This window comes from Segatella sp. (genome assembly GCF_977051555.1).
In genome coordinates this window covers 1-17,102 of sequence record NZ_CDRSSE010000063.1, presented here as the reverse complement: position 1 = coordinate 17,102, position 17,102 = coordinate 1, and the positions used below count along the sequence as shown (strand labels likewise).

13 protein-coding genes and 1 pseudogene are annotated in these 17,102 nt (G+C 44.9%); 10 read left to right on the top strand and 4 right to left on the bottom strand.

Going from position 1 to position 17,102, the window contains the following annotated elements:
- A partial coding sequence (locus tag ACWJAO_RS12385; RefSeq protein ID WP_449140474.1) for a hypothetical protein occupies window positions 1-233 on the top strand: 233 nt, incomplete at its 5' end.
- A gap of 205 nt (window positions 234-438) precedes the next feature.
- On the opposite strand, the gene ACWJAO_RS12380 is transcribed toward ACWJAO_RS12385, so the two are convergent.
- Window positions 439-1,878 (bottom strand): AAA family ATPase, encoded by a 1,440-nt coding sequence (locus ACWJAO_RS12380; protein WP_449140473.1) that lies wholly within the window; start codon window positions 1,876-1,878, stop codon window positions 439-441.
- A 280-nt stretch (window positions 1,879-2,158) separates the two neighbouring features.
- Between ACWJAO_RS12380 and ACWJAO_RS12375 the strand changes: the two genes are divergently transcribed.
- On the top strand, window positions 2,159-3,721 hold the full coding sequence (locus ACWJAO_RS12375) for an AAA family ATPase (RefSeq protein ID WP_449140472.1): 1,563 nt from the start codon (window positions 2,159-2,161) through the stop codon (window positions 3,719-3,721).
- Between the two features lie 150 nt (window positions 3,722-3,871).
- Here the strand turns inward: ACWJAO_RS12375 and ACWJAO_RS12370 are convergent, their stop codons facing one another.
- A complete protein-coding gene (locus ACWJAO_RS12370; protein WP_117587376.1) occupies window positions 3,872-4,189 on the bottom strand; it encodes a heavy metal-binding domain-containing protein in 318 nt (105 codons plus the stop codon).
- Window positions 4,190-4,322: 133 nt separating this feature from the next.
- Here ACWJAO_RS12370 and ACWJAO_RS12365 point away from each other — a divergent pair, with 133 nt between their 5' ends.
- Window positions 4,323-6,410 (top strand): prolyl oligopeptidase family serine peptidase, encoded by a 2,088-nt coding sequence (locus tag ACWJAO_RS12365; protein ID WP_449140471.1) that lies wholly within the window; start codon window positions 4,323-4,325, stop codon window positions 6,408-6,410.
- 95 nt (window positions 6,411-6,505) lie between these two features.
- Here ACWJAO_RS12365 and ACWJAO_RS12360 read toward each other — a convergent pair whose 3' ends face one another.
- Together ACWJAO_RS12360 and ACWJAO_RS12355 are read right to left on the bottom strand one after the other, a co-directional pair.
- Window positions 6,506-8,077, bottom strand: coding sequence for an Rne/Rng family ribonuclease (locus tag ACWJAO_RS12360; protein WP_449140470.1), 1,572 nt, complete (start codon window positions 8,075-8,077; stop codon window positions 6,506-6,508).
- 282 nt (window positions 8,078-8,359) lie between these two features.
- Window positions 8,360-8,656 (bottom strand): annotated as a pseudogene (locus tag ACWJAO_RS12355) (HU family DNA-binding protein); the annotation flags it as partial.
- 155 nt (window positions 8,657-8,811) lie between these two features.
- Here ACWJAO_RS12355 and ACWJAO_RS12350 point away from each other — a divergent pair.
- From ACWJAO_RS12350 to ACWJAO_RS12320, 7 genes are all read left to right on the top strand, one after another.
- Entirely contained in the window at window positions 8,812-9,636 is an 825-nt protein-coding gene (locus tag ACWJAO_RS12350) for a TPM domain-containing protein (protein WP_449140469.1), read from the top strand.
- A 67-nt stretch (window positions 9,637-9,703) separates the two neighbouring features.
- Complete coding sequence (locus ACWJAO_RS12345) at window positions 9,704-10,327, top strand: LemA family protein (protein WP_449140468.1); 624 nt, start codon at window positions 9,704-9,706, stop codon at window positions 10,325-10,327.
- 258 nt (window positions 10,328-10,585) lie between these two features.
- Complete coding sequence (gene pyk, locus ACWJAO_RS12340; protein WP_449140467.1) at window positions 10,586-12,040, top strand: pyruvate kinase; 1,455 nt, start codon at window positions 10,586-10,588, stop codon at window positions 12,038-12,040.
- Window positions 12,041-12,158: 118 nt separating this feature from the next.
- Entirely contained in the window at window positions 12,159-12,959 is an 801-nt protein-coding gene (locus ACWJAO_RS12335) for a polysaccharide biosynthesis/export family protein (protein ID WP_022121476.1), read from the top strand.
- Window positions 12,960-13,007: 48 nt separating this feature from the next.
- On the top strand, window positions 13,008-14,912 hold the full coding sequence (gene glmS / locus ACWJAO_RS12330) for a glutamine--fructose-6-phosphate transaminase (isomerizing) (protein WP_449140466.1): 1,905 nt from the start codon (window positions 13,008-13,010) through the stop codon (window positions 14,910-14,912).
- 105 nt (window positions 14,913-15,017) lie between these two features.
- Window positions 15,018-16,901, top strand: coding sequence for an amidophosphoribosyltransferase (locus tag ACWJAO_RS12325; RefSeq protein ID WP_449140465.1), 1,884 nt, complete (start codon window positions 15,018-15,020; stop codon window positions 16,899-16,901).
- 26 nt (window positions 16,902-16,927) lie between these two features.
- Window positions 16,928-17,102, top strand: a 175-nt coding sequence (locus ACWJAO_RS12320) for a carbamoyl-phosphate synthase domain-containing protein (RefSeq protein WP_449140475.1), incomplete at its 3' end; no start/stop codon positions are given.

Genomic DNA, 17,102 nt, shown 5'->3' with positions numbered 1-17,102 from the left:
GAATGGCATCCAAAATAGGAACCGCCGTATGCGGAACCGCACGTACGGTGGTGTGGGAGGTCGGTAAGTGTGAAAATAGGAGGCAAATGCCTTTTGTGATTAGCATTTACCTCCTACCCGATTTTCTTGCTCAAAAGTTTGTATTATCAAAGATTATTCGTATCTTTGCAGCACGAGAACCCGCCAAGCCTCTCAACGATGCTCAAATGTGCGGGTCGTTTTTGCTTTTATAATTCGAGCATGTCGAAGTACATGGCTCTCGTGTGCTTGTTGTCATCGTTCCTATCTGAATCAAAACGATAAATATTCATCCTAAAAGTGCATTATATGTTAGGTTCCACTTTTTATTGAATTCACGTTATTGGTCTTGCCATATTCATATCCTCCTATTATTTTGATGTTTGTATATTTCTGTGACCTTCATTAGATGTATATCGCTTATTGCTTAAATAGGTCATCCATCGTAATCTCGCTCTGTATCATGCCGTATTGGGCATTTTTTGTCACACCATAGGTCGTAACGAAGGTGAGGTGCAGAGCCTTGCTGGTACCTGTGGTTTCTCTGAACAATTCCCGGCGATAGATGATGTGCTCCAGATAGGAGGGAGTAATCTCGAAGGGCTTCATCGAAAACTTCATCTCACATAGGTTGATGGTCTGGTCTCGGCGGTCGATTACCAAATCTATCTGGGCACCTTCTCGCTTCTTGCCCTCAGAATCCACGCTGGCAGGTGCAGACCATGAGCAGATGGATGACTGAACCCCCTCAATGCCTAGGGCACGCTTGATTTGCCTGATATGATGCAGACATACCTGCTCGAAAGCGTAGCCGCACCAGGCACGGTGACTTGGCGAATCAATGGTGTCGGTCCAGAAAGTTTCGTCCATGCCAGTGGAGTTCTTGATGTAGCGCAGGTGGAACAGGGAGAAGAGGTCGGTGAGCTGATATACTGCATCTCGCTGTTTCTTGTTGATGGGGTAGTAGCGGCGGATGAAATCGCAATTGCAGAGATCGTCCAACACCTCTGATAGTCCGCCATTGTCTGGAATATTGCATTCGCGGATGATTTCCTGTCGGGTTAATCCCTTGGCTTTTTGGGAAAGTGTCTCTACAACCTTGCGATAGTTTCTGCTATCCTTGAAAAGCGAACGGAACAGAAAGTCGAACTCTCTTCTCAGTTCGCCGTTCTCCTCGAAAAACAGTTTGTTGATGTTTTGAGCCAGGCTTAAATGGGGCTTGAGCATATTCAGGTAGTAGGGGGTACCGCCCAGCATCATATAGCATTCTACGATCTGATGGCGGTTGAATACGATATGGTTATTCTGTAGAAATTCCTCAGTTTCCCCCAATGAAAATGGGGCAAGATAGATGCTGCGGGTTACCCGGTTGTGCAGTCCTCCCTTGTCTCCCAGCAGTTTGTTGACCATCCATGAGGTGGCTGAGCCGCATACCACGAGCATAAGGTTCTGGTCTGAAGCCCATTGGTTCCAGAAGAGTTCGATGGCGCTGATGAAATTGGAGCGTGGGGTGTCGAACCAAGGCAGCTCATCGATGAAAACCACTTTTCGTCTGTCACCGAGAGAAGTCAGATAATCTTTTAGCTGGAAGAATGCTTCCAGCCATGTCTGAGGGGTTCTTCGTTTGACGCCAGAGTATGACTCCAGGGTCATCTTGAAGTTGAAGAGCTGGTCTTTCTTGTTAGCCTGATAAGCTCCGGTAAAATAGAAATCGAACTTCTCTTTGAAGAATTGTTTTACCAGAAAAGTCTTGCCGATGCGTCGTCTTCCATAGACAGCTACGAATTCCGGTTTGTTGGATTCATAGCAATCCTGCAACGTTTTCTGCTCTTCCTTGCGTCCTATTATTTTTTGTAGCATAATGGTAAAGTCTTATTTTATGATAACAATTAGCCCTAAGGCTCTGATAATTGGCTACAAAGATAATATTTTTATTTGAATACTGCAAAGGTTTTTAGATAAAAATATGCTTGAACTAGGGCGGTAACTCGATTTTTTAGGTAGTTACCGCCCCATTTCAAGCATATTTTGTTGAATTGCGGTTCTATTTTTGCAGTGATATATTGTTAATAATCAGAAAAATGCTTGTTTTCTGAAATATTATCTGTATCTTTGTACATTAATTATTAAGAGTAAGATTATGGCTTCAAAGAGATATCCTTTGGGAATACAAACGTTCTCCGAAATCGTGAAGGGGAATTACTTCTATGCTGACAAGACGGCTATCGTCTATCAGTTGGCTCATTATGCCAAGTTTCATTTTCTGAGTCGCCCACGTCGATTCGGAAAATCCTTGTTTGTATCTACCCTCCAGGCTTACTTCGAGGGTAAGAAAGAACTGTTCAAGGGACTTGCCATCGAACAGATGGAGAAGGAGTGGACAGCATATCCCGTCATCCACCTGGATCTGAGCTGCGGTAAGTATTATAGTTTGGAAAATACTAAAATCATATTAAATAATATACTTAAAGTTGAAGAGCAGAAATATGGAATAGAAGTTCCAGAATCTGAGCGTGAAGGCTTTGGGGCTCGCTTTAGGGATATTTTGCTTGCTGCTACCGCTCAAACAGGGAAGCAAGCTGTTGTTCTCATCGACGAGTATGATGCCCCAATGCATGATTCTGTAAGTGACGAAGAATTGCAGAAGACCATCCGCAACATTATGAGAGATTTCTTCAGCCCATTGAAACAGCAAGAGGGAAACATCCGCTTTGTATTCATCACAGGCATCTCCAAGTTTAGCCAGCTCAGCATCTTTAGCGAGTTGAACAATCTCAAGATTCTCACGTTGAAGGATGAATACAGTAGCTGTTGTGGTATTACCAAGAGTGAATTGACTCAGTATTTCCGTGAGGGTATCGAGGAGATGGCTGAGCATAATGGACTCACTTATGAGGAGACCTTAGAGCAACTCAAGCAGCATTATGATGGCTACCACTTCAGTATCAATAGCGAGGATATCTTCAATCCTTACAGCATTATCAATGCTTTGGATGATAAGGAGTTTAATAGCTATTGGTTTACATCTGGTACACCTACGTTCTTGATAGAACTGATGCAGCAGAAGAATTTGGATATGCTCAATTTGGATGATTTGTGGATACAGGCTTCACGTTTTGATACACCTACGGAAAGACTCGCTGATCCTATTCCTGTCCTTTTCCAAAGTGGCTACCTTACCATTAAAGGATATGAGCGAAGGGGAAAATTGTATCATCTCTGTTTCCCAAATCTAGAAGTAAGACAAGGCTTTTCTGATAGTCTCGTCAGGTATTATACTGCGCAAGACATGAACAGATATGATGCCATTATGTATGCTTATTCCAAGAATGTGCTCGTCAATGACGACATGGGAGCCTTTATGCCTCACTTGAAGGCATTCTATGATAAGTTTCCATATACGATTATCAACAATAATGAGCGTCACTATCAAGCCGTAATGTTCACCATCTTCACCATGCTTGGCGAAGATGTGAAGGTGGAGCATACCACTTCGGATGGAAGACTAGACCTTGTGCTCAAGACGGATAAGAGTATCTTTATCTTTGAGTTAAAATATAAGAAGTCTGCCGACATCGCTATGGCGCAAATCAGCGACAAGGACTATGTCAAGGCTTTTGCTGATGATGGGCGGAAGGTTGTGAAAGTGGGTATTAACTTCTCGGAAAACCAGCGAAGTATAGAGGATTGGGTGATAGAATAAATGAAATAGAAGAAAGTTGGTGACCTTCATCAGGTGTATGTCACCACACTATATAGATAAAAATATGCTTGAAATGGGGCGGTAACTACCTAAAAAACGAGTTACCGCCCCATTTCAAGCATATTTTGTTCTATTTTACAGTCACGGAACTTAGATAATCACTGCTGTTCCGCTGCATGTTACCATCAGCATGGAGCCGCTTTTTCCTACGGTTTCGTAATCCAGGTCGATGCCTACGATGGCGTTGCAGCCCAGGGATGCGGCACGGTCGGCCATCTCTCTGAGGGCTGTATCCTTAGCCTCTCGGAGCGTACTTTCATAAGAACCGCTTCTGCCACCGATTACATCACGAACACTGGCAAAGAAATCTTTCACAAAGTTGGTACCGATGATGGTTTCGCCAGTTACTACGCCACGATATTCACGGATAGGGTGGCCTTCTATTGTTGGAGTCGTACTTAAAATCATAATCTTTTCCTTTCTTTTTTATGTTATTATCAATGTTATTTATAGCTTAGACGATAAAAGATTGCAAAAGGTTGCAGGAAATCCAAAAATAATTGCTATTTTTGCATCGGAAATATAAATATTAATAGGTTATATGAACAAGAGATTGATGTTTTCGGCAGTGCTCGTGATGGCGCTGCTTTCGGCAAACGCTCAGAAAAGGGCGTTTACCATCGAAGATTTGTACAAGGTGAAGGGCGTTTCTTCGGTGAGCCTTTCGCCTGATGGTAAGACGGTTTGCTATACCGCCAGTTCTTCTGACTTGAAAAACCAGAAGTCTGGCTCCGATATCTACATCATGAATGCGGATGGTTCTCATGTCAAGGCTCTTACCGAGAATGGAAAGAGCAGTTCTGCCGTGTGGAGCAAGGATGGAAAGAGTATCTTCTTTACTAATTATGAGAAAGGGACGGCTCAAATCTTTCGCATGGATCTGACTACCTGCGAGACGGAACAGGTAACTGATTATGAGTTGGGTATCGGTAGTCCTGTCATCTCTCCGGATGAGCGATACATTGCCTTTACTGCAGAAGTATATCCCGACCTGGGCGCTGATGCCAAGGCTAACAAGGCCCGAATGGAGAAGAAAGAGCAGGGACCTGTGCAGGCACATATTGCCGACAAGTTGCTCTACCGTCATTGGACGAGCTATAGTGATGGAAGATGCAATCATCTTATCCTTTTCGATACACAGACGAAGACTTACAAGGATCTGACTCCGGGCAATTATTCGCTTATATTCGTGGTTGGGGGTGGAATCACCTATCAATTCTCTCCTGACAGCAAGGAAATCTGTTTCGTATCTAATCATGATGAGCATCAGGAGGCTAGCACCAATGCCGACCTGTGGACGGTATCTGTGAATGGGGGAGAACCGGTCTGCATTACGAAGGAGAACAAGGCTTGGGATGGTACTCCAGCCTATTCGCCTGACGGCAAGTATATCGCTTACCGCTTGCAGCAAGTGCCTGGATACGAGTCTGATCGCTTCCGTCTTGCCATCTACGACCGGGCTGCGAAGAAATCTACCATCCTGACAGAGAAGTTTGACAACTGGGTAGATGATTACAAATGGGCTCCCGACAGCAAGAGCATCTTCTTCCTCGGTCAGGTACAGGGTGCTCAGCCGCTCTACAAGCTCGATATTGCCAAAAAGACCATTTCGCCGGTATTGACGGGCAAGGCTATCTCGGAGTTTGATTTCGACAATAAGGGAATGGTATATTATACCTATAGCACGACAGGCAAACCATCGGCTCTTTATCGCCAGCAGATGAAGAAGTGGAATGGAACTCCTGTAGCTAGCGGCAAGGAACAACAGATTACCTTCCTCAACCAGCAGTTGGAGGATGAGGTGGATATCCGTCCATCTGAGAGCATCTGGGTAGATGGCGCAGGTGGTGACAAGGTACAGGTATTCATCGTGAAGCCACACAACTTTGATGCCAGCAAGAAATATCCGCTTATCATCAATATACATGGCGGTCCGCAAATGCAATGGATGAATTCCTTCCGTGGCGACTGGCAGGTTTATCCTGCTGCCGGTTATGTGGTGGCTTATCCTAACCCTCACGGTTCTACGGGATATGGTCAGGCCTTCACCCGTGCCATCTCTGGCGACTGGGGCGGAAAGGTATTCGAGGATGTAATGAAGGTTACCGATAAGCTGGCAACCCTGGAATATGTTGACTCCACCAGGATGGGAGCGATGGGATGGTCGTATGGCGGCTACATGATGAACTGGCTGCAGGGACATACCAAGCGATTCAAGTGTCTGGCTTCCATGATGGGCGTATATGACTTGCGCTCTATGTGGGGCAGTACTGAGGAAGTATGGTTCCCTAACTTTGAGTTGGAGGGGCAGCCTTACAATTCCGATCTCTACGAGAAGTGGTCGCCATCCTCATACATCAAGAACTTCTCAACGCCAACTCTGGTGATGACGGGCGAGCTGGACTATCGTGTACCTTATACCCAGAGCTTGCAGTATTTCACAGCCTTGCAGACCCTGAACATTCCTTCGCGACTGATAGTCTTGAAGTATGATGGTCACTGGCCAAGCAACCTGAAGTCGATGCCGCTTTATTACAATGCGCACCTCGACTGGTTCCATCGTTATCTCGGCGGTGCTCCTGCACCTTGGGATACAGAGAAAATGGTGAATAATGAGATAGAGTATTAAAATGCCCTATATATAATAAGGTGTAGAAAATCAAAATAAAAAAAACTCCATTCGCAATCAGATGCGGATGGAGCTTTTTTTCTGAAATTAAAAACTTACTTTGTTTCCTGTTCTTCCTGCATATCCAGATACTGGTTGTCCTTGTCGTAGAATTCGTACTGGAGGAACGCCAGTTTCTGTGAAGGAATCACATTGAAGCCGAAACCATACTTAAACTGCCATCTGCGCTTCAGGGAAATGAAGCCCTTGTTGATGAAGGCAGCCACGTAAGGATTCACATACAAAGTGAATTTCTTGACGCCGATCTTGTTGACTAGGCGGTCGATTTTTCTTTCCAACTGGTCGGTAAAGAGGATGCTAGACTTAATCTTGCCCGTACCGAAACAGGTAGGGCAGGTCTCATCTACATTCACATCCATAGCCGGACGTACACGCTGGCGCGTAATCTGCATCAGTCCGAACTTGCTCAATGGCAGGATGTTGTGCTTGGCACGGTCCTTCTGCATGTTCTTGCACATGCGCTCATAGAGCAACTGTCGGTCTTCGGCAAGGTTCATGTCGATGAAGTCGACAACAATGATACCTCCCATATCTCGGAGGCGCAATTGTCTTGCCAACTCATCGGCAGCGCCGAGGTTAACATCCAGTGCATTTGCTTCCTGACCTTTCTCACGAGTTCTGTTACCACTGTTTACATCGACAACATGCAAGGCCTCGGTGTGCTCGATGATGAGATAAGCACCGTGCTTGTAGTTAACAACACGACCAAAGCCAGCTTTAATCTGCTTGGTGATGCTGAAATTGTCGAAGATAGGCACCTTACCGGTGTAGAGCTTAACTATGCCCGCCTTTTCAGGGGCTATTAGAGAAACATAGTTCTTCACCTCGTTCATTACATCTTCGTTGTTCACGTAGATGTTCTCGTAAGATGGGTTAAACAAGTCACGCAAGAGAGCAACGGCTCTTCCGGTCTCCTCGAATGCAAGTTGCGGGCGCTGCTGGGTCTTCTGTACCTTGGCGATAGCATCCTCCCATCCCTTCACCAGGACTTTCAGCTCAGCATCGAGCTCAGCGACTTTCTTTCCTTCAGCCACAGTGCGGACGATAATACCGCAATTCTTTGGTTTGATGCTGTGAATGAGTTGTTTGAGTCGGGAGCGTTCTTCACCGCTTTTAATTTTCGACGAGACAGAAACTTTATCACCGAATGGCATGAGTACCAGGTATCGGCCCGCGAATGAGATTTCGCCTGTGAGTCGAGGTCCCTTGGTAGAGATTGGTTCCTTTACGATTTGTACCAGCACTTCCTGTCCTGCTTTGAGTACATTCTGTATGCTGCCGTCCTTTTCCAATTCAGGCATTTTGCTGGCTTTAGAGAATGGGAAAAGTTTCTTTCTGTCGCTCTGTACTTGTTTAAGGTACTTCTGGTAGGAATTAAAATGACTTCCTAGGTCAAGATAATGAAGAAAGGCGTCGCGTTCATAACCTACATCCACGAAGCAGGCGTTAAGACCCGGCATCAGTTTTTTTACCTTTGCGATGTAGATGTTGCCCACAGAGAACGATGCCTCACGAGGTTCGTTCTGGTATTCCACCAGCTGCTTGTCCTCCATGAGTGCGATAGAGATGTCTTTCTGTTGGACATCAATTACAACTTCGCTTGTCATATCTTCAATAATCTTTTAACTTTAAATTAATACAAAAAAAGGGTATGTCATTCCATATCTGAACTGACACACCCCCCCTCAGTCACGAACTGACCGAGAGCTAAAGTAGACTAGCTACAATGCTAGCTTACTTGCTCTTATGTCTGTTCTTACGTAATCTCTTTTTACGCTTGTGAGTAGCCATCTTGTGGCCCTTCTTTTTCTTTCCGTTTGGCATGATTTTAAAATTTTAAAATATTGTTATTATAAAAAATGATATTTCTCTCTTCCTGTCCAGCAGTATTACTGAGCGTTCTGCATCTCCTCAACGAAGCTCTTTGATGGCTTGAAGCTTGGCAAGTCGTGAGCTGGGATGGTGATGGTTGTATTCTTTGAGATGTTACGAGCAGTCTTAGCAGCACGATGCTTGATGTTGAAGCTGCCGAAGCCACGCAAGTATACATTGTCCTTCTTTTCGATGAGGCACTTCTTAACCTCTTCCATAAAAGCCTCTACTACAGTACCTACTTCTTTCTTAGGCATACCAGTAGCGATAGCTACCTCATTAATGATATCTGCTTTGGTCATTTCTTTATTTTTTACTAATTTTACTTGTTAATCTTTATTTCGGTGTGCAAAGATACAAGTTTTTTATGATATAACAAAATACTTAAGGTTTTTTTTGCAAAAATAATGCTCTAAGTATTTGCATATAAGGTTTTTATTGCGTATTTTTGCACCAAAATAGAGAAATTATGAGATTTAAGAGATATTTTTTGGCTTTAATGATTGTAGCCTTTCATGCATTGTCTTTGATGGCTGGTGAGGTTTGGACGGCGAAAAATGTACCGATTCCTTTCCTCAAGGATTCTACGCAATATGTTTCCGATCCGGATGGATATGTAGACAAGGCACAGAAGGATTCGGCCAACTTCTATCTTCAGAAACTGAAGTTGGAGTGTGGTGTGCAGAATGTGCTCATCATTGTGGGAAAGGTTGACAACCAGGATGCCTTCCGCATGGCGCAGGATGTGGGCAACCAATATGGTATCGGTTACAAGAAGAGCCGGAGAGGACTGGTTATCGTCATCGCGGTGGAGGACCATAAATACTTTATTGCTCCAGGAAGTGGACTGGAGGGTGAGTTGACTGATGTGGACTGTGATGATATTGCCCGGGCTTGCATCGTGAAGTACATGCGAGAAGATAATCCGGGCGAGGCGGTAGCATCTGTGAGCCGTGCTATATATAATAAGGTGAAAAGTGGACGGACGGGAATAGCGGATGTTGATGAAGGTTCGGTTAATGACGAAGAGGACTGGTTTCTGGTCATTATCCTGTTCCTTATCTTCTTCGGTATTCCTATCTGTCTGTTTATCAGGTATATTCTGGAGATGCTCGGTATTGTGAAGCCAAGACCGAAGAGCAATCAGAGAAATCAGTCTCGTAGGAGAAACAACGATGATGACTGGATACCTCCTTTCTTTATGGGAGGTGGCGGTTCTTCCGGGGGTGGTTTCTCGGGTGGTTCTTTTGGCGGAGGCACCTTTAGCGGCGGTGGCTCTGGCGGAGGATGGTAATGGTCGATTATAGTTAATAGTTTATAGTTAATAGTTTATAGTAAATAATTAATTAATAATAATGACAATGGAACAGACAATGAATTCAAACATGCAACCGGCAAAGAGAAGAATAAAGAAAAGTTGGATCATCCTGGGCATCGTAGTTGTGCTGGTACTATGGATGTTCAGTGGTTATAACGGATTGGTAGAGAAACAGGAGTTGGCTACCACAGAGTTGGCTAATGTTCAGACTCAGTATCAGCGTCGTGCAGACATGATGCCACAGTTGGCAAAGATAGTAAAGGCTTATGCCAAGCATGAGAAAGAAACCTTCGCCGAGGTAACCAAGGCTCGTGCTGCTGTAGGTCAGGTAAAGCTGGATGCCAATAATCTAACTGAGGCTAGCCTGAAGAAATATGCTGCTGCACAAGGTGAGTTGGCGAATGCATTCTCCAAACTGATGGTAGTAGCCGAGAAATATCCTGAGTTGAAAGCCAGCGAGAACTTCAAGGCTCTTCAGGTTCAGGAAGAGGGTACGGAAAACCGTATCAGCGAGGCACGCCGCAAGTATAATGAAGCCGTTCAGAACTATAACCAGACGGTTAGAAAAATGCCAAGTGCCCTTATCGCCGGCCTCTTCAATTTCAATGTGATGCCTAAGTTTGAGGCAGCAGCAGGAGCTGAGAAGGCGCCAGACTTGGATATCTAATTTAGAATTGATCATTAAGAATCCTGTTTTTCAACGGGATTAATAGATTTGTTATCTAGTCAATGGGAACGAGAAGTGTCCCATTGGCTAGATTTTCTGTTTTATGCGCTTTCAATTTGAAAGTAACTTAATATTTTATATATATTTTGTATTTCAGATGTTTTTTATTTCAGAAATTCTTTGTATCTTTGCACGCAATTTAAGAAATATGGTAGAAATACCGCAAACATTGAAATTTCAATAAGGTAAATTACAAATATGAAACAAACAAAGATTGTCGCTTCCATCAGTGATCGTAGATGTGATCAGGATTTTATCCGAAAACTGTTTTTCGCCGGTATGAACGTTGTTCGTATGAATACTGCTCATGCCACAGAAGAGGGTATACGCACCATCGTAAAGAATGTAAGAGCCGTGTCTCCACATATTGGTATTATGATTGATACCAAAGGTCCTGAGGTGCGAACTACAGGTGTGAAGGAACCTATCCACTACAATGTAGGTGATGTAGTGAAAATCTTTGGACGTCCGGAAATGGAGTCTTCTCATGATATTGTGAATGTGAGCTATCCTGACATCGCAGCCGATGTTAAGGTAGGTGATGATTTGCTCTTCGATGATGGTGAACTCGATATGAAGATTATCGACAGCCTGGGTCCTATGCTGGTTGCTGAGGTTCAGAACGAAGGTGTGCTCGGTGCTCACAAGAGCGTGAATGTGCCAGGAGAACATATCGACCTGCCTGCACTGACAGAGAAAGACCGCCGGAATATTGAACTCGCTATCGAACTGGATATTGATTTCATCGCTCACTCTTTTGTGCGCAATGCTGCCGATGTGAAGGCTGTTCAGGATATTTTGGATGCTCACAACAGTGATATCAAGATTATCTCAAAGATTGAAAATCAGGAAGGTGTTGATAATATTGATGAGATTATTGATGCCTGCTATGGTATCATGATTGCCCGTGGTGACTTGGGTATCGAGGTGCCAATCGAGAGAATTCCTGGCATCCAGCGCCGCATCATCTCTAAGTGTGTGAAGGCGCAGAAACCGGTTATCGTGGCAACACAGATGTTGCATACCATGATCAAGAATCCACGTCCTACCCGTGCGGAGGTAACCGATATTGCCAATGCTATCTTCTATCGCACCGATGCACTGATGCTTTCTGGTGAAACAGCAAGTGGTAAGTATCCTGTTGAGGCAGTGCAGACCATGGCCCGTATTGCTGAGCAGGCAGAGAAGGATAAGTCTCCACTGAATGATATTAATCCAATGGAAGACGGTAAGATTGACCAGAAACTCTTCCTGGCCCATGCTGCCATCGAGGCTACAAAGAAGTTGGGTGTAGCCGGTATCATCACTGATGGTGAAACCGGTCAGACCGCACGCGACCTGGCAGCCTTCCGTGGTCCTAATCCGGTATTGGCTATCTGCTACAAGGAGAAACTTCAGCGCTGGTTGAATTTGAGCTATGGTATTATTCCAATCCATCAGAAGGATCAGGTTTCTACCAAGGCTATGTTTACTGCTGCGGTACGTATGCTTCGCCAGAAAGGCTACTTAGGCGAGGAGGATAAGATTGCTTATCTAAGTGGTAGCTTTGGAGAGGGTGGAGGCACAACCTTCGTTGAGATTAATAAAGTGAAGAAGATTTTCGATAACAGTTATAGCTTTAATTTGCCATCAAATGGCATCGAAGATAAGTAAAAAAGGCTATTATTTCAAAAAAAAATAGACGTAAGTAGAATTATTGGTGCAAAAATTTGCAGTATTCAAAAAAATACCGTAATTTTGCACCAATATTTTAAAACGAAAATTTTAGAAAATGAAAAAACTCGTTAGTTCAGTTTTAGTCGCTTTGACTATGCTCTTAGTACTTGGCAGTTGTGGAAGTACTAAGAATGTAGCTTATTTCCAAAATGCAGATTCTATCAGCTTGGCTGCTTCAAGAATGCTTTATGAAGCCAAGATTATGCCTAAGGACGAACTTACAATTACAGTAATTACAACAGATCCAAAGGCTGCCATGCCTTTCAACCTCTCTGTCTCTCAAACATTGGGTACAGGCGGACAGCTGAGTTATGGTAGTGGTTCCCTGCAAGGATATTTGGTTGATAATGATGGTAATATTGAGTTTCCTGTTGTTGGAACCTTGCATGTCGGTGGTTTGACCAAGAAGCAGGCTGAAGATCTCATCAAGAATAAGGTGAAGCCTTATCTGGCAGAAAAAGAAAATCCTATTGTTACGGTTCGCATGGGCAGTTACCATGTATCTGTATTAGGTGAAGTAGAAAAGCCAGGAATTATTTATGCTCCACAGGAGAAGATGAGTATTCTTGAAGCTTTGGCACAGTGTGGCGACTTAACCATCTATGGTAAGCGTGACAATGTATTATTGATTCGTCAGGATGCAGCAGGAGAGAAGCATACTTATCGTATGAACTTGAATGATGCAAATATTATTAATTCACCATTCTATTATCTGCAGCAGAATGATATTATCTATGTAGAACCAAATAAGGTGAAAGCTCAAAACTCATCTATCGGTTCATCTACTACATTGTGGTTCTCTGCCGTTGGTACATTGATTTCTATCGCATCATTGATTGTCAATATCTTGCGATAGCAGGTAATAGAAGAGAGTAAAATCAGAATACTACAAAAATAATAATATATGTGTGGCATTGTAGGATATTTAGGTAAGGGTGAGGCTTATCCTGCCCTTATCAAAGGTTTAAAGCGCCTGGAATATCGTGGATACGATAGTGCAGGCGTGGCTCTTATCAGTAATGATGGTGCTTTGAACGTTTACAAAGCAAAGGGTAAGGTGGCAGATCTTGAAGCGTTCTGCTCTGATAAGGATATTTCGGGACATGTGGGTATTGCTCATACTCGTTGGGCTACCCATGGAGAGCCTTCAGCTGTAAATGCTCACCCGCATTATTCCTCTAGCAAGAACCTTGCCATGATTCATAATGGAATCATAGAAAACTATGCCGGTATCAAGAAGAATCTCATTGCTAAGGGAGTAGAGTTTAAGAGCGAGACGGATACTGAGGTTCTCGTTCAGCTGATTGAATATATTCAGATAAAGAAAAATCTCGACTTGCTGACTGCCGTTCAGGTGGCTCTCCGTCAGGTAATCGGAGCCTACGCTATCGCTATTCTTGATAAGCGTAACCCTAATCAGATCATTGCTGCCCGTAAGCAGAGTCCGTTGGTTGTAGGTATCGGTAAGGATGGAGAGTTTTATCTCGGTTCTGATGCCAGTCCTATCATCGAATATACTGATAAGGTGGTTTATCTGGAGGATGGTAACATCGCTGTGATGCGCCTCGGTGAGGAATTGCAGGTGGTGAACATCCAGAACGTTAAACTCAACCCTGAGGTACAGACCGTAGACATTGATCTCGGTCAGATTGAGAAGGGTGGTTTCCCTCACTTTATGCTGAAGGAAATCTTCGAACAGCCAGAGTGCTTGCGCAACTGTATGCGTGGCCGTGTGGTTAGCCGCACAGTGGAAACCCGCGTAATGACTGATGGCGACGATACTACCAGCAAGAAGGAGACAGAGATGGGTGTCGTGCTCAGCTCCATTACCGACCATCGCCAGCAGCTTCTCAATGCCAAGCGAATCATCATCGTGGCTTGTGGTACATCATGGCATGCCGGACTTATCGGCAAGCAGATGATGGAGAACTATTGCCGTATACCGGTAGAAGTAGAATATGCATCTGAATTCCGTTACCGTAATCCTGTGGTAACGAAGGATGATGTCGTTATCGCCATTTCCCAAAGTGGTGAAACCGCTGATACCCTGGCTGCCATTAAGCTTGCCAAGGAGAGTGGTGCGTTTATCTATGGTATCTGTAACTCGATAGGTTCTTCCATTGCCCGAGAAACAGATACTGGTACCTATATTCACGTAGGTCCTGAGATCGGTGTAGCCTCTACCAAGGCGTTCACCGGTCAGGTTACCGTTCTCATCCTGCTGGCGCTTGCTATCGGAAAGGAGAAAGGAACCATCTGCGAGAGCGAATATCAGAAGATTACAGAACAGCTTTGGAACATTCCTGCCAAGATGAAGGAAGTTTTGAAGCTCAACAATAAGATAGCTGACTTGAGCCGTACGTTTACATACGCTCGTAATTTCATCTATCTGGGCCGTGGATTCCAGTATCCAGTGGCTCTTGAAGGTGCATTGAAGTTGAAGGAGATTAGCTATATTCACGCTGAAGGTTATCCTGCAGCGGAGATGAAGCATGGACCTATCGCGTTGATAGACAGCGATATGCCAGTGGTTGTCATTGCTACCCATAACTTCATGTATGAGAAGATTTTGTCGAATATCCAGGAGATTAAAGCCCGTCAGGGTCGCGTTATTGCCATTGTCAGCAAGGGCGATGAAATCATCTCCAAAATTGCCGACGAAGTGATTGAACTTCCTGAGACCTTGGAGTGCCTGGAGCCATTATTGGCTACTATTCCTTTGCAGCTCTTGGCTTACCATGTAGCTGTATGTAAGGGCAAGGACGTTGACCAACCTAGAAACTTGGCCAAGTCAGTTACTGTAGAATAATATATAAAGGGATTCGTCATTTCTTGACGTTTCCCTTTTTTTGGAGGGGTATCCCTCGGATAGGTATATTCAAATTTAACTAATTAAGATAAGGATAATAGAGAGATGGAACCATTGAAACATGAGTGTGGTGTGGCAATGATCAGATTGCTCAAGCCACTGGAGTATTACCAGCAGAAGTATGGTACTTGGATGTACGCACTCAACAAACTCTATCTGATGATGGAGAAGCAGCACAACCGTGGCCAGGAAGGTGCTGGTATGGCTTGTGTCAAACTGGGCGGAAAGCCTGGTCATGAGTATATGTTCCGTGAGCGTGCAGAGGGCAAGAACGCCGTGACTGAGATTTTCGGTAAGGCGAATGCCAACTTCAAAAGCCTGACTCCCGAGCAGCTTGCCGATGCTAAGTTTGCCAAAGAGGAACTGCCTTTCGCAGGCGAACTCTACATGGGACACCTGCGCTACAGTACCACAGGAAAGAGTGGCATTCAGTATGTGCACCCATTCCTGCGCCGCAATAACTGGAAGGCGAAGAACCTCTGCCTTTGCGGCAACTTCAACATGACCAACGTAGATGAAATCTTCCAGGAACTGACCAAGCAGGGGCAGAGTCCACGCATCTACAGCGATACCTATATCATGCTTGAACTGATGGGCCACCGTCTGGACAGAGAGGTGGAGCGCAACTTCGTGGCAGCAAAGGCGATGGAGATGCAGAACACCGACATCACCAACTACATCGAAGACCACGTGAAGATGAGCAACGTGCTCAAGACCACGATGAAGAACTTCGACGGCGGTTATGTGGTTTGTGGTATCACCGGTTCGGGTGAGATGTTCTCCATGCGCGACCCTTGGGGTATCCGTCCTGCGTTCTACTATAAGAACGATGAAATCGTGGTACTGGCCAGCGAGCGCCCTGTGCTCCAAACTACCTTCGACCTGGAGGCTGAGGAAGTGCAGGAACTGATGCCGGGCATGGCGCTTCTCGTGAAGAAGAACGGTGAATGCACCATCGAGCGCATCATGGAGCAGAAGGGCGATTCAGCCTGCTCATTCGAGCGCATCTACTTCAGTCGTGGTTCCGACAAGGATATCTATAAGGAGCGTAAGCAGTTGGGCGAGCAGTTGACCCAGCCTATCCTGAAGGCTGTGGATTATGATGTAGACCACACCGTGTTCAGCTATATCCCGAACACTGCCGAGGTGGCTTACTATGGCATGTTGAGCGGTTTCAAGAAGTATCTTAATGAGACCAAGATTGAGCAGATTGCAAACCTCGACCATGTTCCATCAAAAGAAGAATTATACGAAATCCTCGGCGACTTTGTCCGCTCAGAAAAGATAGCATGGAAGGATATCAAACTCCGTACCTTCATCACCGAGGGCAATAGTCGTAACGACCTGGCGAGCCATGTGTATGATGTAACCTACGGAAGCATCGAGCCGAATGTGGATAATCTTGTCATTATCGATGATAGTATCGTGCGTGGTACTACCCTGAAGGAGAGTATTCTCCGCATCCTCGACCGTCTGCATCCTAAGAAGATTGTGGTCGTATCCAGTGCCCCTCAAATCCGCTATCCGGATTATTACGGCATCGATATGGCAAGACTGGAAGAGTTCTGCGTGTTCCGTGCAGCTATCCAGTTGCTGAAAGAACGTAAGATGGATGATCTAATTGAGCAGACCTACGAGGCATGCAAGGTAGAACTGACCAAGCCGAAGGAGGAGCAGATCAATCCGGTACGTGCCATCTACAAGCCATTCAGCACCGAGGAAATCAACGAGAAGATTGTAGAGATGCTTCGCCCGGAGGGCATGACTACTCCTATCCAGCTCGTGTTCCAGAGCATCGAGGGCTTGCGCGAGGCGATTCCAAACCACAAGGGCGATTGGTATTTCACCGGTCATTATCCAACCCCAGGCGGCACGAAACTCTGCAACCAGTCGTTTGTGAACTATATCGAAAACGTTTATCATCAGTAAGAAAATAAAAGAATCAAATGTCAGATATGAAAAAAGTAACCTTAGTTTTGAGCGATGGAACCAAGTTCCATGGTAAATCTTTTGGATATGACGCTCCTGTAGCGGGCGAGGTTGTGTTCAACACAGCCATGATGGGATATCCAGAGAGTTTGACCGACCCTTCTTACGCCGGTCAGTTGATGACACTTACATTCCCTCTCG